We start from the raw sequence: 20,096 nt of genomic DNA, 5'->3' as shown, positions 1-20,096 counted from the left end.
ACCGGCACCTGCACCACCTGCCACCGCCCCCTGCCCAGAACATCCACCACCGGCCAGAGCCCAAGAGCCAGAGCAACCTAACGGAGTCCTACTAGGGGCGTGATCCGTTACGACGCCCTGGACGCGCTGCCCGTACGCGACGCCCTGTCCGCCTTGGACGACGCCCTGGAGGGACACGGCACGGCGGTTCTCGTGGCCCCGCCGGGCACCGGCAAGACGACTCTCGTACCGCTGGCCCTCGCCGGGCTGCTGGGCGAGGGACCGGCACGCCGGGTCGTCGTCGCCGAGCCTCGCCGGATCGCGGCCCGCGCCGCCGCCCGGCGGATGGCGTGGCTGCTGGGCGAGAAGGTCGGCGAGAGCGTCGGGTACACCGTGCGCGGCGAGCGGGTGGTCGGGCGCCGCGCTCGCGTGGAGGTCGTGACGACCGGTGTGCTGCTGCAGCGGCTGCAGCGGGACCAGGAGCTGGCCGGCGTGGACGTGGTGGTGCTCGACGAGTGCCACGAGCGGCATCTGGACGCCGACACGGTGGCCGCGTTCCTGTGGGACGTCCGGGAGACCCTGCGGCCCGAGCTGCGGCTGCTGGCGGCGTCGGCGACGACCGATGCCGAGGGGTGGGCGGCGCTGCTCGGCGGGGCCCCCGTGGTCGAGGCACAAGGGGTCTCGCATCCCGTCGAGGTGGTCTGGTCGCCGCCGGCCCGGCCCGTACGGCCCCCGCACGGCATGCGGGTGGACCCGGCGCTGCTCACGCACGTGGCGTCGACGGTACGGCGGGCGCTGACCGAGCGGGACGGGGACGTGCTGTGCTTCCTGCCCGGCGTGGGCGAGATCGCGCGCGTGGCGGGGCAGTTGGGGGCGTTGGGTGACGTGGACGTGCTTCAGGTGCACGGGCGCGCTCCGGCCGCGGTCCAGGACGCGGTGCTGGCTCCTGGAGCGCGGCGCCGGGTCGTCCTGGCCACTTCGGTGGCGGAGTCGTCCCTGACGGTTCCGGGGGTGCGGGTGGTCGTCGACTCCGGGCTCGCCCGGGAGCCGCGCGTCGACCACGCGCGCGGGCTGAGCGCACTGGCGACGGTACGGGCCTCACAGGCTGCCGGGCGGCAGCGGGCGGGGCGGGCCGGGCGTGAGGCGGCGGGGGCGGTGTACCGCTGCTGGGCGGAGGCCGAGGACGCGCGTCTGCCGCGTTTCCCGGCGCCGGAGATCAAGGTGGCCGACCTGACGGCGTTCGCGCTCCAGGCGGCCTGCTGGGGCGATCCGGACGCGTCCGGGCTGGCCCTGCTGGACGCACCGCCGGGCGGGGCGATGACGGCGGCGAGGAGTGTCCTGACGGCGATCGGGGCGGTGGACTCCCTGGGCCGGGCCACGGAACGGGGCTTGCGGCTGGCGCGGCTGGGGCTGCACCCCCGGCTGGGGCGAGCACTGTTGGACACTCCCGGCGACGGCGCCGAGGTGGTCGCGCTGCTGTCGGAGGAGGCGCCGAGGGAGTACGGCGACGACCTGGCGGCCGCGTTGCGGGCAGCTCGGCGTGGGGGTGACGCCTATGCGGGGCGCTGGCGGGCCGAGGTACGGCGCCTGCGGACGAACGACGGGCGCGCATCGGCACACGGCGCGGACGACCGCACCGTGGGACTCGTCGCCGCGCTCGCGTTCCCCGAACGGATCGCCAAGGCCGACGCCGGTTCCTACCTCATGGTCTCCGGTACACGCGCCGAGCTCGGTGACGGCAGTCCCTTGCGCGGCGCCCCCTGGATCGCCGTGGCGGTCGCGGATCGTCCCGTCGGAAAGGGGCACGCGCGCGTGCAGCTCGCCGCCGTGGTGGACGAGGGCATGGCCCGGTCCGCGGCGGCCTCGCTGTACTCCGAGGCACATGAGGTGCGCTGGGCCGACGGGGATGTCGTCGCACGGCGGGTGGAGCGGCTGGGGGCGATCGAGCTGGCGGCGCGGGCGTTGAAGGACGCCGACCCGGCTCTCGTACGCGACGCGCTGCTCGAAGGGCTGCGGCAGGAAGGGTTCGGGCTGTTGCGGTGGACGCCCGACGCACTCGTACGGCGACAGCGGCTCGCCTTTCTGCGTCTGCACCTGGGTGAGCCCTGGCCGGATGTCTCCGACGACGCGCTCCACGCGCGCGTGGACGAGTGGTTGGAGCCGGAGCTCGGCAGGGCCCGGCGACGGGCCGACCTGGGGCGGATCGAGGCGGGGCAGGCGCTCGACCGGCTGCTTCCCTGGGCCTCCGGAGAGGCGGGGCGGCTCGACGAGTTGGCGCCGGAGCGGATCGCCGTACCCAGTGGGTCCAGGATCCGGATCGACTACGACAACCCCGAACAGCCCGTTCTCGCCGTGAAGTTGCAGGAGATGTTCGGGCTGCACGCGTCGCCGGCCGTGGCCGGTGTGCCGTTGCTCGTGCATCTGCTCTCCCCGGCCGGGCGGCCCGCCGCCGTCACCGCCGATCTCGCCTCCTTCTGGAAGGACGGCTACAAGGGAGTGCGGGCCGAGCTGCGGGGGCGGTATCCGAAGCATCCGTGGCCCGAGGACCCCGCGACCGCCGAGCCGACGCGGTACACCAACGCGCGGCTCAGGCGGTGACCGGTTCGGGCGCCTCGGAGTGGGCCGGTTCGGGGTCGGCCGGGCGGCGGCTGCGGGCCTCCAGCCAGAGGGAGAGGGCGAGGAGCAGGACGCCGAGGATCAGGAAGCCCCAGGGGAGGTACGACGTCATCAGCAGGACGAGGGTGCGGTTGTGCTCGACCAGGGCGACCGTGTGCTTGACGTAGTCCTCGCGCATCCTCACGTCGCCGGCGAACGCCGTCACCTTGTCGCGGTCGCCGAGGAGGGTGCCGCCGCGCAGTTCCTCCTTGTGGAGCTCCTCGCCGTAGACGGGGGCGCCGGTGACCGGCTCGACCCAGAACTTGCGGACCGTGGTGTACCAGATGCTCGTGCCGGTCTTGGCGATCGAGTCGGCGGTGATGCCCGCCACCGGCATGGCCTTGGGGAAGTGGACCTTGGTCCAGGGAATGGTCTGCTCGAAGTAGTAGACCTTGAGGCCGCGGAAGTTCTGGGTGCCCTTGTAGTGAATGGGGTTGGTGGTGCGGGTCTGGGCGTCGAAGTACTCGTAGTCCCGTTTCTGGGTCAGGAAGGGCCACTTGAACTCGATGCCGGTCCGCTTCACCGGGTCGCCGTCGACCATCTCGCCGGTGGCGTGCACGGGGGCCTGGCTGTGGGCGTCGAAGATGTAGCGCTCGGGGATCTTGGAGACCATCTTGCCGTCGGGGCCCTGGACGTAGGAGAGGCCGTCCCAGACGACGACGTCCCGGCCGGCCGTCCTGTCGATCTTCTTCGCCGCCTCCACGTTGCCCTTGAGGGTCTGCACGATGGTGACCTTGGAGACCTTGCGGGCCTTCATCGTGCCGTAGTCGAGGAGGGTCGCGCCCTTCGCCTCCAGGACCATGTCCTGGTACTGGTCGGCCGGGATCTTGGCCAGGCGCGGGAAGGCGTACCAGCGCATCAATGGGGACAGCGCCGCGAAGAACACGGCGAAGGCGAGCAGGACCAGACTGGCCTTGCGGCGCATCTCGGCCTCCCGGGCGGACGGCTAGGGGTGGGCGGGCACCGTCGTCAGCAGCGGTTTCGGGGACGTCTCTCCCGTCGGCGTCCCCATCGCGGTGATCGTGAGGATCAGCGCGAACGCGACGGCGAGACCGGTCGCGGCGGCGATCAGGGCGCGCATGCCTGCCTCCCGACGGACGTGGAGCTGACTGGAGCTGACTGGAGCTGATACATCGTCAGGTCCGGCACCGTAGCAACGGGTGGGCGAGATGAGAACACGTTGCACACGACGACGGCGCCCCTCGGGTGAGGGACGCCGTCGTCGTCGTAGCAAACGCGTGGTGTACGGGCCTACGAACTCGCGCTCGCCGAGGGGCTGGGCGACGGGCTCGCCGAGGTGTCGGCCGCCGCGACCGTCAGCTCGACGTCGAGGGTGGCGCCGCCCGCGGTGGTGAGGCGGAGCAGGAAAGTGCCGGTGGTGTCGTCGGCGTACAGCTTGGGCAGCTTCAGCTTGCCGTCGGCGTCCGTGGTCAGGCCCGTGAGGGTGCGTATGGTCTTGCCGTCCGCGTCCTTGAAGTAGGGGCCCTTGTCGTTCTCGGTCGCGTCGAGCTTGGACTTGATCAGCGTGGCGGTGACCGCGACCTTGTCGGCGACGGCGGTCTTGTAGGTCGCCTTCACCTCGACCTGGTCGGCGAACTCGCCGCCCGGGGTGCAGGTGAGCGCCGTGTCGCCGGTGCGGGCGAGGGTGTCGGCGACCCGCTCCGTGACGGAGGCCGTGTAGTCGAGGCCGGTGACGGCGCGGCCCACGACGGTGGCGCGGACCGTGAAGTCGCCGGTCTTCTCGCCCGCCTGGAGCGTGGGCGCGACGGCCACGCCGGAGGCGTTGGTGACGATCGAGGCGACCTTCTCGCCGCCCATGAAGGTGGCGTCGGTGTCGCCGATGATGGAGAAGCGGATGCGCACCTTGCCGACGGCCTTGCCGGCCTTGGTCTCGGCCTTGGTGCTGATCTTCTTGGTGAACGCGTCGCCGGCCATCGCGGTGAGCTTCGCGGTGCCCGCGTCCTCCAGATGGTCCACCGTGTCGGTGGGCGTGGGGGACGGCGTGCCGGGCGTGCTCGGTGTGCTGGGGGCACTCGGCGTGCTCGGGGAGCCGGTGCTCGGCGGCGTCGAGGGCGTCCTGGGCGGCGTGGGCGACGGCTTGGGGTTGGCCTTCTGGCCGTCGTCGCTGCTGTGCGACGGGAGTGTGCCGGTGCCGTCCGGGATCGAGTGGGTGCCCTTGCGGTAGTACTCCAGCCACGACAGGACGGTGTTCAGGTAGTCCTGCGAGTTGTTGTAGCTGAGGATCGCGCTGTCGAGGCCGGACTGGGTGGACATGTCCCAGCCGTTGCGGCACAGGTAGTGGCCGGCGGCGAGGGCGGCGTCGTAGACGTTGTTGGGGTCCTTGACCCCGTCGCCGTTGCCGTCGCGGCCCGCCCACGCCCAGGTGGACGGGATGAACTGCATGGGGCCGACGGCCTGGTCGTAGCTGCTGTTGCCGTCGTACTTGCCGCCGTCCGTGTCCTTGATGAGAGCGAAGCCGTTGCCGTCGAGCTGCGGGCCCAGGATCGGGGTGATCGTGGTGCCGTCCGCCGTGACGTTTCCGCCGCGGGCCTGGCCGGACTCGACCTTGCCGATGGCCGCCAGCAGCTGCCAGGGGAGGTTGCAGCCGGGCTTGGCCTCCTTGAGGGCCGCCTCGGCCTTCTTGTAGGCGTCGAGGACGGTCGCGGGGATGCCGGCCTCGCCGGAGCCCGTCGGCGCGGAGGTGCCGGTGCCGGTGCCGTTGCTCGCGCTCGGCGAGGGGTTGGGGCTGTTCAGCGGCGGCAGGTCGGTGTAGTACCGCGAGTTGCCGGTGGCGGTGCCGTCGTCGGCGGTGGCGTCGGGGGACGGCTGGGCGTCCGAGGCGGTCTGTCTGCCGTGGTCGTCGACCGTGACCCCGGGCGCCTGGGACGCGGAGAGGGCCGCGACCGCGAGTGCCGCCACAGCGGTGGTCGCCGCTCCCTTGGCCAGCCTCCTGCCGAATTGCGCCGCCATAGAGTGAACCCCTCCCGTGGACGCCCGAGCGCCCGTCTCTGTCTGCCTGCTCGCCTTGTTGTGACGATCGACCCACGGTGGTGGTTGCCCTCGTGGGGCGGATCCGTGTTCTGTTCGCGTGTTCGACCGTGCTTCCCCCGCACGACGACCCAGGCGACCCTACGACAACTTCCTTGCCATGGGCACCCGTTCGTGCCCGTTATTCACCGGTTGGCCATCTTCGGCCGGTGGCGTGGCCGGGCCCGCATACTGGACCGGAGCGATCTCCGGGGCCGCGGTCCCGCCCAACGTCCCCTCCGAGGAGCCCCGTTGCCGTTCACCCTGAGCCATGCGGCGGCCGTACTGCCCGCCGTGCACACCGACGGCAGCGGCCGAGGACGGCTGGTTCCGGCCGTGCTCGTGGCCGGTTCCTTCTCTCCCGACATGACCTATTTCGCGGCGAGCGCGATTCCCGGGGCGATGGAGTTCGGGAGCTTCACCCACTCCATCCCGGGCGTCTTCACGGTCGACGTGGCCGTGGCCTGGGCGCTGGTGGGGCTGTGGCTGCTGATCCGTGAGCCGCTGGTGGCACTGCTGCCGAGGACCTGGCAGCCCCGCCCGGCCGCACTGCTGCGCTGCGGGACACCCCCCGCGCGCGTACGGCCGTCACTGGTGGTGCGGTGGTACGCGTCGGCGGCGCTGGGTGCGCTGACACATGTGGTGTGGGACGCGTTCACCCATCACGACCGGTGGGGGGTCCGAGTGTTTCCGGTGCTGAACGACACGCTCGCGGGGTCCCCGCTGTATTGGTACATGCAGTACGGGGGCTCGGTGGTGGGGGCTGTGGTGATCGCCGTGTGGGTGGGGCGGGCGCTGCGGGGGGTGCCGGTCGATACGTCGGAGGCGGCGGTCCCCGTGCTGTCGGTACGGGACCGGTTGCTGGCCGGGGTCGTGATCGGCGGGTGTGCGGTGGTCGTGGGGGTGGAGCGGGCGGCGCGGTGGTGGGCCTACTGGCGGGCCACGGCGAGGCCGTGGGAGCTGATCGCGCCGCTGTGCTTCGGGGTGGGCGCGGGGCTCGTGCTGGGGCTGCTGCTGTACGTGGTCGGGGTGCGGGTGTGGCGTCCGGCGGTGGTCGGTGCGGAGCCCGAGCGGGTCAGCGTGGGACAGGGCCGTCCGGGCGGTCGCTGACGATGCCGCCGTCGGTGACCACGAACATCGTGACTGCGGGGCGGCCGCGGCGGACGCGGGCGAGGAGGCCGGCGGCTCTGCGGACGCGGTCGGCCAGGCCGGCGGCGTAGGTGCAGCCCAGGTCGGCCCACAGGCGCCAGGTGGCCGGCTCCGCGGTGGCGGCGGCGAGCCTGCGGCGGAGGTCCCCGGCGGTGCGGTGTGCCGTGCGGCGCAGGACCGTGGCGAGGCCGGTGGGGATGCGGGCGGTGCTTGCGTCGGCCGCGAAGACCGGGACCGGGGGGTACGGCGTGCGGGGAGTCCTGTCGGTGCTCGCCTGCGGTGACGCCGTCCGGCGGTGGAGCATGCGTATACCCATGCCCGCATCCTTACGGCACGGAGGTGGAGAGGGCCTCTTTGCGAGGGCCACCCGGGTGACCCGACCGAGGGGCTCCGGTCGGTTCGGCATCGCCGAAAGGCGCCGTCGTGGTTGCTCACCGTCGCGGTGGGACTCTGCTTGCACCGGTGATGAGCAACCACGGTGACGGCACCTAGTGAGCGGCCGACTCCCAGTCCGCCCCCACGCCGACCGAAACCCCCAGCGGCACCCTCAGGTGGACCGCGTCGGACATTTCGCGGCGGACGACGTCCTCCACTGCCCCGCGCTCGCCGGGGGCGATCTCCAGGACGATTTCGTCGTGGACCTGGAGGAGCATGCGGGACTTGAGGTCGGCCTCGCGCAGGGCGCCGTCCACGCGGAGCATGGCGAGCTTGACGATGTCGGCGGCCGTGCCCTGGATGGGGGCGTTGAGGGCCATCCGCTCGGCGGCCTCGCGGCGCTGGCGGTTGTCGCTGTTGAGGTCGGGGAGGTAACGGCGGCGGCCGAAGAGGGTGGCCGTGTAGCCGGTCGCCCGTGCCTCGTCGACGACCCGGCGGAGGTAGTCCCGTACGCCGCCGAAACGCTCGAAGTACGCGTCCATCAGTGCCCGGGCCTCGCCCGCGTCGATGTTCAGCTGCGCCGAGAGGCCGAAGGCCGACAGACCGTACGCCAGGCCGTACGACATCGCCTTGATCTTGCGCCGCATCTCCGCGTCGACGTGCTCCCGGTCGACCGCGAAGACCTGGGAGGCCGCCGTGGTGTGCAGGTCCTCGCCGGAGGTGAACGCCTCGATCAGGCCCGCGTCCTCGGAGAGGTGGGCCATCACGCGGAGTTCGATCTGGCTGTAGTCGGCGGTCATGAGGGATTCGAAGCCCTCGCCCACCACGAAGCCCCGGCGGATCGCGCGGCCTTCGTCCGTGCGGACCGGGATGTTCTGCAGGTTCGGGTCGGTGGAGGAGAGGCGGCCGGTGGCGGCGACCGTCTGGTTGAAGGTGGTGTGGATGCGGCCGTCGGTCGCGATCGTCTTGATCAGGCCTTCGACCGTGACCCGGAGCTTCGCCTGCTCGCGGTGACGGAGCATGATCACCGGGAGTTCGTTGTCCGTCTGGGTGGCGAGCCAGGCCAGGGCGTCGGCGTCCGTGGTGTAACCGGTCTTGGTCTTCTTCGTCCTGGGGAGTGCCAGCTCACCGAAGAGGACCTCCTGGAGCTGCTTGGGCGAGCCCAGGTTGAACTCGTGCCCGGCCGCGGCGTGCGCCTCCTTCACCGCCTGCTGGACGGCGCCCGCGAACATCTGCTCCATGGCCTCCAGATGGGCCCGGTCGGCCGCGATGCCGTATCGCTCCATGCGGGCGAGGAGGATGGAGGTCGGCAGCTCCATGTCCCGGAGGAGGTCCGCGGCGCCGACCTCCTGGAGGCGGTCCGTGAAGGCCTCACCGAGGTCCAGCACCGCGCGGGCCTGGATCATCAGCGCCTCCGCCTCGGCACCGTCGTCCGTGCCGAAGGCCAGCTGGCCGTCGGCCGCCGCGGCGGGGGCCAGCTCGCGGCCCAGGTACTCCAGGGAGAGCGCGTCCAGGTCGAAGGAGCGGCGGCCCGGCTTGACCAGGTAGGCGGCGAGCGCGGTGTCCATGGAGACGCCGGCGACGCTCCAGCCGTGCTCCGCGAAGACCCGCATCGCGCCCTTGGCGTTGTGCAGCACCTTGGGCCTCGCCTCGTCGGCCAGCCAGCCGGCGAACGCGGTCTCGTCGGCCTCGTCCAGCTGGGACGGGTCGAACCAGGCGGCGGGACCGTCGGCCGTGGCGAGCGCGACCTCGGCGACCGAGCCGGTGCCCAGCGCCCAGGTGTCGACGGTGGCGACGCCGAGGGTGCCGGTGCCGTGCCCGGCGAGCCAGGGCGCGAGTTCGCCGGTGCCGAGGACCGTGCCGTCCAGCTCCACGCCGTCCGCGACGACCGGCGTCTCCTCGGCCTCCGCCGCGCCCGGGTCGACGGCGAGCAGCCGCTCGCGCAGGGAGGGGTTCCTGATCTCCAGGGTGTCGAGGACCATCGCCAGGCCCTTGCGGTCGTACGGCGCCCGCTCCAGGTCGGCGACCGTCTTCGGCAGCTCGACCGTGCGCACCATCTCCGTGAGGCGGCGGTTGAGCTTGACGGCCTCCAGATGGTCGCGCAGGTTCTGCCCGGCCTTGCCCTTGACCTCCTCGACGCGCTCGACCAGGTCGGCGAAGGAGCCGAACTGATTGATCCACTTCGCGGCGGTCTTCTCGCCGACGCCCGGGATGCCCGGCAGGTTGTCGGACGGGTCGCCGCGCAGGGCCGCGAAGTCGGGGTACTGCGCGGGCGTCAGCCCGTACTTCTCGAAGACCTTCTCCGGAGTGAACCGGGTCAGCTCCGAGACGCCCTTCGTCGGATACAGCACGGTCGTGTGCTCGGTGACCAGCTGGAAGGAGTCGCGGTCGCCGGTGACGATCAGCACCTCGAAGCCCTCGGCCTCGGCCTGGGTGGCGAGCGTGGCGATGATGTCGTCGGCCTCGAAGCCGTCGACCGCGAACCGCGACACCTGCATCGTGTCGAGGAGCTCGCCGATCAGCTCGACCTGGCCCTTGAACTCGTCCGGTGTCTTGGAGCGGTTGGCCTTGTACTCCGTGAACTCCTCGGAGCGCCAGGTCTTGCGGGAGACGTCGAAGGCCACCGCGAAGTGCGTGGGTTCCTCGTCACGCAGGGTGTTGGCCAGCATCGACGCGAAGCCGTAGATCGCGTTCGTCGGCTGGCCCGTCGCCGTCGTGAAGTTCTCCGCGGGCAGCGCGAAGAACGCGCGGTACGCCAGCGAGTGCCCGTCCATGAGCATGAGGCGGGGCCGGTTGCTGCCGGAGGTCGTCTCGGTCTTCTTCGATGCTGTCTCTGCCACGGACCCGATCCTGCCATGTGCCACTGACAGTCGGCCGCCACCGGGGCTCACGGGCTGTTTTCCACCGTCGGACTTCGCTGTCGGCGGCCCGTGCGAGGATCGAAGACGTAACCAGATGTGCAGGTGTGCGTGAAGGAGAGTGCGTCATGGCCACCAAACCGCCCAAGGGCGATCCGGTTCAGGACGCGCCGCAGGTCGCCGGGCCGAAGCACGCGGCGGCGGGGCTGTCGGCCATCGGACACACCCTGCGCATCGCCCAGCAGCAGATGGGCGTGAAGCGCACCATGCTGACGCTGCTGAGCGTCAACCAGAAGAACGGCTTCGACTGCCCGGGCTGTGCCTGGCCGGAGCCGGACCACCGGCACAAGGCCGAGTTCTGCGAGAACGGCGCGAAGGCGGTCGCGGAGGAAGCCACCCTGCGCCGGGTCACCCCGGAGTTCTTCGCGGCGCACACCGTCGCCGACCTGGCGAACAGGAGCGGCTACTGGCTGGGGCAGCAGGGGCGGCTGACGCACCCCGTGTACCTGCCCGAGGGCGGCACGCACTACGAGCCGGTGAGCTGGGAGCGTGCCTTCGACATCGTCGCCGAGGAGATCGCGCAGCTGTCCTCGCCCGACGAGGCCGTCTTCTACACCTCGGGCCGCACCAGCAACGAGGCCGCGTTCCTCTACCAGCTGTTCGCCCGCGAGCTGGGCACCAACAACCTGCCCGACTGCTCGAACATGTGCCATGAGTCGTCCGGTTCGGCACTGACCGAGACGATCGGCATCGGCAAGGGAAGCGTCTCGCTCGAGGACCTCTACAAGGCCGACCTGATCATCGTCGCCGGCCAGAACCCGGGCACCAACCACCCGCGCATGCTCGCCGCCCTGGAGAAGGCGAAGGCGAACGGCGCGCGGATCGTCAGCGTCAATCCGCTGCCCGAGGCCGGCCTGGAGCGGTTCAAGAACCCGCAGACCCCCCAGGGCATGCTCAAGGGTGTCGCGCTCAACGATCTGTTCCTCCAGATCCGCATCGGCGGCGACCAGGCCCTCTTCCGCCTCCTCAACAAGCTGATCCTGGAGACCCAGGGCGCGGTCGACGAGGAGTTCGTCCGCGAACACACCCACGGCTACGAGGAGTTCGTGGCCGCGGCCAAGGCCGCCGACTGGGACGAGACCCTCGCCGCGACCGGTCTGACCCGCGAGGAGATCGAGCAGACCCTGCGCATGGTGCTCGCCTCGAAGCGCACCATCGTGTGCTGGGCGATGGGCCTGACCCAGCACAAGCACTCCGTGCCGACCATCCGCGAGGTGGTCAACTTCCTTCTCCTGCGCGGGAACATCGGCCGCCCGGGCGCGGGCGTGTGCCCGGTGCGCGGGCACAGCAACGTGCAGGGCGACCGCACCATGGGCATCTTCGAGCGCCCCGCACCCGCCTTCCTGGACGCCCTGGAGAAGGAGTTCGGCTTCGCGCCCCCGCGCGAGCACGGCTTCGACGTCGTCCAGGCCATCCGCGCCCTGCGCGACGGCAAGGCGAAGGTGTTCTTCGCGATGGGCGGCAACTTCGTCTCCGCCTCCCCCGACACCGACGTCACCGAGGCGGCCATGCGGCGCGCCCGTCTGACCGTGCACGTGTCGACCAAGCTGAACCGCTCGCACGCGGTCACGGGCGCGCGTGCCCTGATCCTGCCCACCCTGGGCCGCACCGAGCGAGACCTGCAGGGCAGCGGCGAGCAGTTCGTGACCGTCGAGGACTCGATGGGCATCGTGCACGCCTCCCGCGGCCGCCTGGAGCCCGCGAGCACGCACCTGCTGTCCGAGCCGGCCATCGTCTGCCGTCTGGCCCGCCGCGTGCTGGGCGAGAACAGCGTGGTGCCGTGGGAGGAGTTCGAGAAGGACTACGCCACCGTCCGCGACCGCATCGAGCGCGTGATCCCCGGCTTCCAGGACTTCAACGCGCGCGCGGCGCACCCCGGCGGCTTCGCCCTCCCGCACGCCCCGCGCGACGAGCGTCGCTTCCCGACCAAGACCGGCAAGGCCAACTTCACGGCCGCCCCCGTGGAGTACCCGGAGCTGCCCGAGGGCCGTCTCCTGCTGCAGACCCTGCGCTCGCACGACCAGTACAACACCACGATCTACGGCCTCGACGACCGCTACCGGGGGATCACGAACGGCCGCCGGGTCGTGCTGGTCAACCCCGAGGACGCGCGGAAACTCGGCGTCGCGGACGGGTCGTACGTCGACCTGGTGAGCGAGTGGAAGGACGGCGTCGAGCGGCGGGCGCCCGGCTTCCGGGTCGTGCACTACCCGACGGCACGCGCGTGTGCCGCCGCCTACTACCCGGAGACCAACGTCCTGGTTCCCCTGGACTCCACCGCCGACATCAGCAACACCCCGGCCAGCAAGTCCGTCGTCGTACGTCTGGAACAATCGACAGCCGACTGAGCGTTTGCTCAGGCAGGCTGCAGGACTGATCACGACGAACGGAGCACGGCCCATGGGCGAGCAGCAGCATGTGAGGTTCCCGCAGGAGGTCATCGCCGAGTACGCCGCGCTCGGCGTCGACCTCCCGGCCCTGTTCTCCGCGGGGCACCTGGGGACCCGCATGGGCGTGGAGATCGTGGAGGCCTCGGCGGACCGTGTCGTCGGCAGGATGCCGGTCGAGGGCAACACCCAGCCGTACGGGCTGCTGCACGGCGGGGCCTCGGCCGTGCTCGCCGAGACGCTGGGCTCCGTGGGCTCGATGCTGCACGCCGGCAGCTCCAAGATCGCGGTCGGCGTCGACCTGAACTGCACGCACCACCGGGGCGTGCGCTCGGGGCTGGTGACGGGAGTGGCGACGCCCGTGCACCGGGGACGCTCGACGGCGACGTACGAGATCGTGATCAGCGACGAGGAGGGGCGGCGCGTGTGCACCGCACGCCTGACCTGCCTGCTGCGGGACGTGAACCCGAGCGACGCGCGGCACCTGGGCATCGCCGGCTGAGCACGGCTCGCTCGACCCGCCTCTGGCCCGAGGCGCCGGAGAGGCCCTAGCGTCATGTCATGAAAACGGGAGGAGCCACCCGTCCGGGGGCCGTACTCGGCTGCGGGCTGGCGCTGGCACTGGTGACGGGCGGACTGTGCACCGGGTGCGGAGGGTCGGGCAGCCAGACCGCCGAACGCACCGTCACGGTCACGCCCTCGGCGTCGACCACCTCGCCCGAGGACCTGTGCACGCGGGTCGTCGCGTACTGGTCGCGCAAGGTGCTCGACAGCCACACCTACGGCGACTACCAGACGATGGGCCTGTCGAACGGGCAGTACGACATCCTGCGGAAGGTCGTGGACGCCGCGCGGGTCACCAAGAGGGCCCAAGGCGCCCAGGCGGCCGACGAGCTGATCGGGCGGCGAGCACGCGAGGGCTGCCGCGACTGGTACCGCACGGGCGGTCCGAGCAACGGACCGTGGGGATGAGCGGCGTCGGCCCCGTCGAGCCCGGCGAGGGCACCCGGGCCCGGGACACCCCGGAGGGCGCCACCACCGTTGTGTCGCGCCGCCCGCGCGGACGGCTCCCCGAGTGGTACGACCGGCACCGGCGCGCCGTTCTCGCCGCCGTCCTGGCCGTCGTCCTGATCGCGGCCGGCGGCTATCTCTACCTCACCCGGCCGCACAAGCCGGCGCCCGCGGCACCGCCGTACCCCTCCCAGGTCGTGGACATCACGTACCTCGACCCCGTGACCACCCCGAAAGGCGTACGGCCGCACAGCTTCAGCTTCGCCGTGGACCTGAGCGTGGACTCCGGCCCGCCGGTCACCGTCAGGGAGATCGGCCAGCCGTACGCCGGGCTGTCCCTGACCACCGACCCCAGTACACCTTTCCGAACGCGTGCGGGCAGAAGTCGCACGATCGTGATCACTATGCACGTCACCGAATGCCGAAGTGTGCCCGAAAGGGCAGGGCTCCCTTTCCTCGACGTAACTCTGCGTAATACGCGCGCAATAGAGGTGCACAGTTTCATCCTGGGGCAGCGCTACGCACAGCATCTGTCCGACGCCCTGGAAGCGATCTGCAACCCCAGTTCAGGGTAATTACCAAAAGCCTCGAAGCACCTGACACCCCCCGGCGGGTCCTGCGGGTTCTCAGAATGCGGACGGGGCGAATCGGCCGGAATTCCGCTGTACTACCCACTGAGCACCGCTCTGCATTACCTCGTGTCATAACAAGAGCGTCACAGCCTCACCCAGACCCTCCTCCAGGGTTCCCCGACCCGCTTAGAGTCACGCCCAGTCACCGTGCAGCCGGAAAAACACTTCGGCCCGGCGCAGTGACTCGGCCACTTCCAGGGGGGAGGGGCCGCGCCAGGGAAAGGACTGATCGTGCGTCAACGTTCGCTCATCGCCATCACCGCCGCGCTGGCGGCGGGAGCACTCACCCTCACCGCCTGCGGCTCGCGCGACAGCAACGACAAGGGGAACTCCGGCAGCGGCGGCACCACCGTCACCATCGGAGTCGACGCCCCGCTGACGGGCGACCTGTCCGCGCTGGGCCTGGGCATCAAGAACTCCGCCGACCTGGCCGTCAAGACGGCCAACAAGGACAAGGTCGTCGACGGCGTCACGTTCAAGCTCGTGGCCAAGGACGACCAGGCGCAGGCCTCCTCCGGCCAGCAGAACGCCACCGCCCTGGTCGCCGACAAGAGCGTCCTCGGCGTCGTCGGCCCGCTGAACTCCTCCGTCGCGCAGTCCATGCAGAAGGTCTTCGACTCCGCGAGCCTGGTCGAGGTCTCTCCGGCCAACACCAGCCCGGACCTGACCCAGGGCACCAACTGGCAGACCAAGAAGGTCCGCCCGTTCAAGTCGTACTTCCGCACCGCGACCACGGACGCCATCCAGGGCCCGTTCGCCGCCGAGTACATCTACAACACGGCCAAGAAGAAGAAGGTCTTCGTCATCGACGACAAGAAGACCTACGGCGCCGGTCTCGCCGCCACCTTCACCCAGGAGTTCAAGAAGCTCGGCGGCACGGTCGTCGGCACCCAGCACATCAACCCCGACACCAAGGACTTCACCTCTGTCGCCACCCAGGTGAAGAACTCCGGTGCCGAGGCGGTCTACTACGGCGGCGAGTACCCGCAGGCGGGCCCGCTCAGCAAGCAGATCAAGGCCGCGGGCGCCAACATCCCGCTGGCCGGCGGCGACGGCATCTTCGACCCGACCTTCATCAAGCTGGCCGGCACCAACAGCACCGGTGACCTCGCCACCTCGGTCGGTGCCCCGGTCGAGACGCTCGACTCCGCCAAGAAGTTCGTCGAGGACTACAAGGCGGGCGGCTACTCGGAGGAGTACGGCGCCTACGGCGGCTACTCCTACGACTCCACCTGGGCGATCATCCAGGCCGTGAAGAAGGTCGTCGACGACAACGGCGGCAAGCTGCCTTCGGACGCCCGCGCCAAGGTCACCGCCGCCATGCAGAACGTCTCCTTCGACGGAGTGACCGGCAAGGTCTCCTTCGACGAGTTCGGTGACGCCACCAACAAGCAGCTCACCGTCTACGCCGTCAAGAATGGTGCCTGGGCGGCCGTCAAGTCCGGCACCTTCACCGGCTGACCCCTCCCGCACCACTCACGAGCCGCGCGGGGCGCTGTTCCACAGGCGCCCCGCGCGTTCTCGCATCCGGCGCAATGACGAAATCCGTCGAAAAGATCCGAACAGTCTCGGAGGACATGCGGTGAACGAACTGCCGCAGCAGCTGGTCAACGGCCTGCTACTGGGATCCATGTACGGGCTGGTCGCCATCGGCTACACGATGGTCTATGGCATCGTCCAGCTCATCAACTTCGCCCACGGTGAGATCTTCATGACCGGAGCCTTCGGCGCTCTGACGGTCTACCTGTACGTGTTGCCCGACGGCACGTCCATGTGGGTCGCCCTGCCGCTGATGCTCATCGGCGCGATCATCGTCGCCGTCACGGTCGCCGTCGGAGCGGAACGGTTCGCCTACCGCCCCCTACGCACTGCGCCCCGCCTCGCGCCCCTCATCACCGCCATCGGCCTCTCCCTCGCCTTGCAGCAGGCGGTCTGGGCCTGGTACCCGGACGCCAAGTCCTCGATCACCTTCCCGCAGATCGACGGCGGCCCCTTCCACATCGGCAACGTCACCATCCAGACCGGTGATATCTTCCTGCTGATCGCCGCCCCCATCAGCATGGCCGTGCTCGCCTACTTCGTCATGAAGACCCGCACCGGCCGCGGCATGCAGGCCACCGCCCAGGACCCGGACACCGCCAAGCTCATGGGCATCAACACCGACCGCATCATCGTGGTCGCCTTCGCCCTCGGCGCCACCTTCGCCGCCATCGGAGGCGTCGCCTACGGCCTCAAGTACGGCGAGGTCAACTTCAAGATGGGCTTCCTCCTCGGCCTCAAGGCCTTCACCGCGGCGGTCCTCGGCGGCATCGGCAACATCTACGGCGCCATGATCGGCGGCGTCGTCCTCGGAGTCGCCGAGACCCTCGCCTCCGCCTACATCTCCGACATCCCCGGCATGGAAAAGTTCGGCAGCCAGTCCTGGGCCGACGTCTGGGCCTTCGTACTCCTCATCCTCGTGCTCCTCTTCAGGCCACAGGGCCTGCTCGGCGAGCGCGTCGCGGACAGGGCGTGACACCGATGACGACACAGACCACCGCGCCCGAGACCCCGGGCACCCCCGCCGCGGCACCCCAGAGCGGCCTCATCGGCATCCCGCCGCGCGTCGCCCGCGCCCTCGCGCTGGGCGGCGCCGCCCTCACCATCGTCTCCACGTTCATGTCCTGGACCTGGACCGACAAGTTCCCCGGCGACCTCACCGTCTACGGCTACCCGGGCGGCCTGCAGGTCCTCGTCCTCATCGGCGGCGCCCTCACCGCCCTGTTCGCCCTGGCCGGCTATGGCGTCAAGGGCGTGCGCCACCTCGTCCCCGCCGGTGGCGACGCCGCCCTCAGATTCGCCGCCCTCGCCACCTTCGCCACCGCCTGGTACACGGTCATCGCGATCAGCGACGAACTCGGCGGCGTCGTCAACCTCGACCCGGGCGGCTTCGTCGTCGCCATCGCCACGCTCGCCGCCCTCGTCGGCGCCCTGGCCCTGCCGTTCGAGAAGCCCGAGCCCGACCCGATCGACCCCGACGACGACGCCTGGGAACAGTTCAAGAACAAGGCCGCCCACAAGCGGGCAACCATCAAGGCCGCCTTCGCCGCCGACGCCCCCCGCCCGGTCGGCAAGCTCCCGTCCTACGTCGAGATCCTGGTCATCGTCGCCGTCATGGCCCTCGGCCTGCTCGTCTTCACCTACGGCATCGGCACCCAGTACGACGAACTCTTCGTCGGCTTCCTCATCACCGCCGGCTTCGGCTTCGCGGCCCTCAACAAGGCCGGCCTCGTCGCCCAGGCCACTCAGATCACCGCCCGGCACCAGACCATCACCGTCTTCGGCGCCTTCATCGCGGCGGCCCTGTTCCCCTTCACCCAGACCGATGACCAGTACGCGACCATCGGCGTCTACATCCTGATCTTCGCCACCGTCGCCCTCGGCCTCAACATCGTCGTCGGCCTCGCCGGCCTCCTCGACCTCGGCTACGTCGCCTTCCTCGGCGTCGGCGCCTACGCCGCGGCCCTGGTCTCCGGATCGCCCACCTCACCGTGGAACGTGCACTTCCCGTTCTGGGCCGCCGTCCTCGTCGGCGCCGCCGCCTCGCTCACCTTCGGCGTCCTCATCGGCGCCCCCACCCTGCGACTGCGCGGCGACTACCTCGCCATCGTCACCCTCGGCTTCGGTGAGATCTTCCGGATCACCGCCAACAACCTGGACGGCACCTCCGGACCCGACCTCACCAACGGCTCCAACGGCATCTCCTCGATCCCGGACCTGAACATCCTCGGCTGGGACCTCGGCGCCACGCACGACGTATTCGGCTTCACGATCGGCCGGTTCGCCAACTACTTCCTGCTGATGCTGCTCATCACGGCCGTCGTCGTCCTCGTCTTCCGACGCAGTGGCGACTCCCGGATCGGCCGCGCCTGGGTCGCCATCCGCGAGGACGAGACCGCCGCCCTCGCCATGGGCATCAACGGCTTCAAGGTCAAGCTCATCGCCTTCGCCGTCGGCGCCTCCCTCGCCGGCCTCGCCGGCACCGTCCAGGCCCACGTGACCTACACCGTCACCCCCGAGCAGTACCAGTTCGCCGGGCCCATCCCGCCCAACTCCGCCTTCCTGCTCGCCGCGGTCGTCCTCGGCGGCATGGGCACCATCGGCGGCCCCCTGATCGGCGCCTCCCTGCTCTACCTCATCCCCAACAAGCTCCAGTTCCTCGGCGACTATCAGCTCTTCGCCTTCGGCGTCGCGCTCATCCTGCTGATGCGCTTCCGCCCCGAAGGCCTCGTCGCCAACCGGCGCCGCCAGCTGGAGTTCCACGAAGAGGCCGAAGCGCCCACCGTCCTGAGCAAGACAGGGGCCTGACCACACATGACCACCGACACCACCACCCAGGGCAGCACCCCGGCCACCGCCCCCGGCGAGGTCGTCCTCGACGCCCGCGGCGTCACCATGCGCTTCGGCGGCCTCACCGCCGTCCGCAACGTCGACCTCACCGTCAACACCGGCGAGATCGTCGGCCTGATCGGCCCCAACGGCGCCGGCAAGACGACCTTCTTCAACTGCCTCACCGGCCTCTACATCCCCACCGAGGGCGAGGTCCGCTTCAAGGGCGACGTCCTGCCGCCCAAGTCCTTCAAGGTCACCGCCGCCGGCATCGCCCGCACCTTCCAGAACATCCGCCTGTTCGGCAACATGACGGTCCTGGAGAACGTCCTCGTCGGCCGCCACACCCGCACCAAGGAAGGCTTCTGGTCCGCCGTCCTGCGCGGCCCCGGCTTCCACCGCGCGGAGAAGGCCTCCCGCGAACGCGCCATGGAACTCCTCGAGTTCATCGGCCTCCAGCACAAGGCCGACCACCTCGCCCGCAACCTCCCCTACGGCGAACAGCGCAAGCTCGAGATCGCGCGAGCGCTGGCGAGCGAGCCGGGCCTGCTCCTGCTCGACGAGCCGACGGCGGGTATGAACCCGCAGGAGACGCGGGCCACGGAAGAGCTGGTCTTCGCCATCCGCGACAAGGGCATCGCCGTCCTCGTCATCGAGCACGACATGCGGTTCATCTTCAATCTCTGCGACCGTGTCGCCGTACTCGTCCAGGGCGAAAAACTCGTGGAAGGCGACAGCGCCACCGTCCAGGGCGACGAACGCGTCATCGCCGCCTACCTCGGAGAACCCTTCGACAACGCCCCCGGCAACGAGGAGATCGCCGAGGTCGAAGCCGCAGAGGCACAGTCCGACGCCGCGCCCGGCAAGGAGAACGACCGATGACCGCACTCCTCGAGGTCGAGGACCTCCGTGTCGCCTACGGCAAGATCGAGGCCGTCAAGGGCATCTCCTTCAAGGTCGAGGCAGGCGAGGTCGTCACCCTCATCGGCACCAACGGCGCCGGCAAGACGACGACCCTGCGCACCCTGTCCGGTCTGTTGAAGCCCGTCGGCGGCCAGATCAAGTTCGACGGCAAGTCGCTCAAGAAGACCCCCGCCCACCAGATCGTCTCCCTCGGCCTGGCGCACTCCCCCGAAGGGCGGCACATTTTCCCCCGCATGACGATCGAGGACAACCTCCGCCTCGGCGCCTTCCTCCGCAGCGACAAGGCGGGCATCGAGAAGGACATCCAGCGCGCCTACGACCTCTTCCCGATCCTGGGCGAGCGTCGCAAGCAGGCCGCGGGAACCCTCTCCGGCGGCGAGCAGCAGATGCTGGCCATGGGCCGCGCGCTCATGTCCCAGCCCAAGCTCCTCATGCTCGACGAACCGTCGATGGGCCTCTCCCCGATCATGATGCAGAAGATCATGGCGACGATCGTGGAGCTGAAGTCCCAGGGCACGACCATCCTCCTGGTCGAACAGAACGCCCAGGCGGCCTTGTCATTGGCCGACCACGGCCACGTCATGGAGGTCGGCAACATCGTCCTCTCCGGCACCGGCCAGGACCTGCTGCACGACGAGTCGGTCCGAAAGGCGTACCTCGGCGAGGACTGA

16 protein-coding genes are annotated in these 20,096 nt (G+C 70.3%); 11 read left to right on the top strand and 5 right to left on the bottom strand.

Translation table 11 applies throughout. The annotated features are described in order from the left end of the window. Positions 1-99 precede the first annotated feature (99 nt). Entirely contained in the window at positions 100-2,577 is a 2,478-nt protein-coding gene (gene hrpB, locus ACWC09_RS39470) for an ATP-dependent helicase HrpB (protein ID WP_450855878.1), read from the top strand. Here hrpB and ACWC09_RS39465 read toward each other — a convergent pair. The 3 genes from ACWC09_RS39465 to ACWC09_RS39455 form a co-directional block, all read right to left on the bottom strand. Beyond that, on the bottom strand, positions 2,567-3,559 hold the full coding sequence (locus tag ACWC09_RS39465; RefSeq protein ID WP_450855877.1) for a DUF3068 domain-containing protein: 993 nt from the start codon (positions 3,557-3,559) through the stop codon (positions 2,567-2,569). The two genes, hrpB and ACWC09_RS39465, sit on opposite strands and share 11 nt — an antisense overlap. A gap of 21 nt (positions 3,560-3,580) precedes the next feature. Continuing rightward, positions 3,581-3,715 (bottom strand): SPW_0924 family protein, encoded by a 135-nt coding sequence (locus ACWC09_RS39460; protein ID WP_450855876.1) that lies wholly within the window; start codon positions 3,713-3,715, stop codon positions 3,581-3,583. A 170-nt stretch (positions 3,716-3,885) separates the two neighbouring features. Beyond that, entirely contained in the window at positions 3,886-5,604 is a 1,719-nt protein-coding gene (locus ACWC09_RS39455) for a lytic transglycosylase domain-containing protein (protein WP_450855875.1), read from the bottom strand. Positions 5,605-5,913: 309 nt separating this feature from the next. Here ACWC09_RS39455 and ACWC09_RS39450 point away from each other — a divergent pair, with 309 nt between their 5' ends. Beyond that, positions 5,914-6,771: a DUF4184 family protein gene (locus ACWC09_RS39450; RefSeq protein WP_450855874.1), complete on the top strand. Its 858-nt coding sequence runs from the start codon at positions 5,914-5,916 to the stop codon at positions 6,769-6,771. Here the strand turns inward: ACWC09_RS39450 and ACWC09_RS39445 are convergent. Further along, positions 6,737-7,126, bottom strand: a complete 390-nt coding sequence (locus ACWC09_RS39445) for a hypothetical protein (RefSeq protein WP_450855873.1) — start codon at positions 7,124-7,126, stop codon at positions 6,737-6,739. The genes ACWC09_RS39450 and ACWC09_RS39445 overlap by 35 nt on opposite strands. A 172-nt stretch (positions 7,127-7,298) precedes the next feature. Continuing rightward, positions 7,299-10,025, bottom strand: coding sequence for a DNA polymerase I (gene polA, locus ACWC09_RS39440; RefSeq protein WP_450855872.1), 2,727 nt, complete (start codon positions 10,023-10,025; stop codon positions 7,299-7,301). 146 nt (positions 10,026-10,171) lie between these two features. Between polA and ACWC09_RS39435 the strand changes: the two genes are divergently transcribed. From ACWC09_RS39435 to ACWC09_RS39395, 9 genes are all read left to right on the top strand, one after another. Then, the gene (locus ACWC09_RS39435; RefSeq protein WP_450855871.1) at positions 10,172-12,451 is read left to right on the top strand and encodes an FdhF/YdeP family oxidoreductase; all 2,280 of its coding nucleotides are present in this window, start codon (positions 10,172-10,174) and stop codon (positions 12,449-12,451) included. A gap of 52 nt (positions 12,452-12,503) precedes the next feature. Then, entirely contained in the window at positions 12,504-12,992 is a 489-nt protein-coding gene (locus ACWC09_RS39430; protein WP_450855870.1) for a hotdog fold thioesterase, read from the top strand. 59 nt (positions 12,993-13,051) lie between these two features. After that, entirely contained in the window at positions 13,052-13,462 is a 411-nt protein-coding gene (locus ACWC09_RS39425) for a hypothetical protein (protein ID WP_450855869.1), read from the top strand. Then, positions 13,459-14,076 carry a Tat pathway signal sequence domain protein gene (locus ACWC09_RS39420; RefSeq protein WP_450855868.1) on the top strand — a complete coding sequence of 206 codons (618 nt, stop codon included), beginning with the start codon at positions 13,459-13,461 and terminating at the stop codon, positions 14,074-14,076. The genes ACWC09_RS39425 and ACWC09_RS39420 overlap by 4 nt, the downstream gene beginning before the upstream one ends. A gap of 288 nt (positions 14,077-14,364) precedes the next feature. After that, complete coding sequence (locus ACWC09_RS39415; protein ID WP_450855867.1) at positions 14,365-15,594, top strand: branched-chain amino acid ABC transporter substrate-binding protein; 1,230 nt, start codon at positions 14,365-14,367, stop codon at positions 15,592-15,594. Positions 15,595-15,715: 121 nt separating this feature from the next. Continuing rightward, positions 15,716-16,648 carry a branched-chain amino acid ABC transporter permease gene (locus tag ACWC09_RS39410; protein WP_450855866.1) on the top strand — a complete coding sequence of 311 codons (933 nt, stop codon included), beginning with the start codon at positions 15,716-15,718 and terminating at the stop codon, positions 16,646-16,648. 5 nt (positions 16,649-16,653) lie between these two features. Then, positions 16,654-18,480 (top strand): branched-chain amino acid ABC transporter permease, encoded by a 1,827-nt coding sequence (locus ACWC09_RS39405; RefSeq protein ID WP_450855865.1) that lies wholly within the window; start codon positions 16,654-16,656, stop codon positions 18,478-18,480. Between the two features lie 6 nt (positions 18,481-18,486). After that, positions 18,487-19,383, top strand: a complete 897-nt coding sequence (locus ACWC09_RS39400; RefSeq protein WP_450855864.1) for an ABC transporter ATP-binding protein — start codon at positions 18,487-18,489, stop codon at positions 19,381-19,383. Then, a complete protein-coding gene (locus ACWC09_RS39395; RefSeq protein WP_450855863.1) occupies positions 19,380-20,096 on the top strand; it encodes an ABC transporter ATP-binding protein in 717 nt (238 codons plus the stop codon). Before ACWC09_RS39400 ends, ACWC09_RS39395 begins: the two co-directional genes overlap by 4 nt.

This window comes from Streptomyces sp. NPDC001617 (genome assembly GCF_053596855.1).
This window is presented reverse-complemented; position numbering and strand designations above follow the sequence as displayed.

Coding starts and splice junctions, on each gene's coding strand:
- ACWC09_RS39465 (WP_450855877.1), bottom strand. CDS start 3,559: ATGCGCCGCAAGGCCAGTCTGGTCCTGCTCGCCTTCGCCGTGTTCTTC.
- ACWC09_RS39460 (WP_450855876.1), bottom strand. CDS start 3,715: ATGCGCGCCCTGATCGCCGCCGCGACCGGTCTCGCCGTCGCGTTCGCG.
- ACWC09_RS39455 (WP_450855875.1), bottom strand. CDS start 5,604: ATGGCGGCGCAATTCGGCAGGAGGCTGGCCAAGGGAGCGGCGACCACC.
- ACWC09_RS39445 (WP_450855873.1), bottom strand. CDS start 7,126: ATGGGTATACGCATGCTCCACCGCCGGACGGCGTCACCGCAGGCGAGC.
- ACWC09_RS39435 (WP_450855871.1), top strand. CDS start 10,172: ATGGCCACCAAACCGCCCAAGGGCGATCCGGTTCAGGACGCGCCGCAG.
- ACWC09_RS39430 (WP_450855870.1), top strand. CDS start 12,504: ATGGGCGAGCAGCAGCATGTGAGGTTCCCGCAGGAGGTCATCGCCGAG.
- ACWC09_RS39425 (WP_450855869.1), top strand. CDS start 13,052: ATGAAAACGGGAGGAGCCACCCGTCCGGGGGCCGTACTCGGCTGCGGG.
- ACWC09_RS39420 (WP_450855868.1), top strand. CDS start 13,459: ATGAGCGGCGTCGGCCCCGTCGAGCCCGGCGAGGGCACCCGGGCCCGG.
- ACWC09_RS39405 (WP_450855865.1), top strand. CDS start 16,654: ATGACGACACAGACCACCGCGCCCGAGACCCCGGGCACCCCCGCCGCG.
- ACWC09_RS39400 (WP_450855864.1), top strand. CDS start 18,487: ATGACCACCGACACCACCACCCAGGGCAGCACCCCGGCCACCGCCCCC.
- ACWC09_RS39395 (WP_450855863.1), top strand. CDS start 19,380: ATGACCGCACTCCTCGAGGTCGAGGACCTCCGTGTCGCCTACGGCAAG.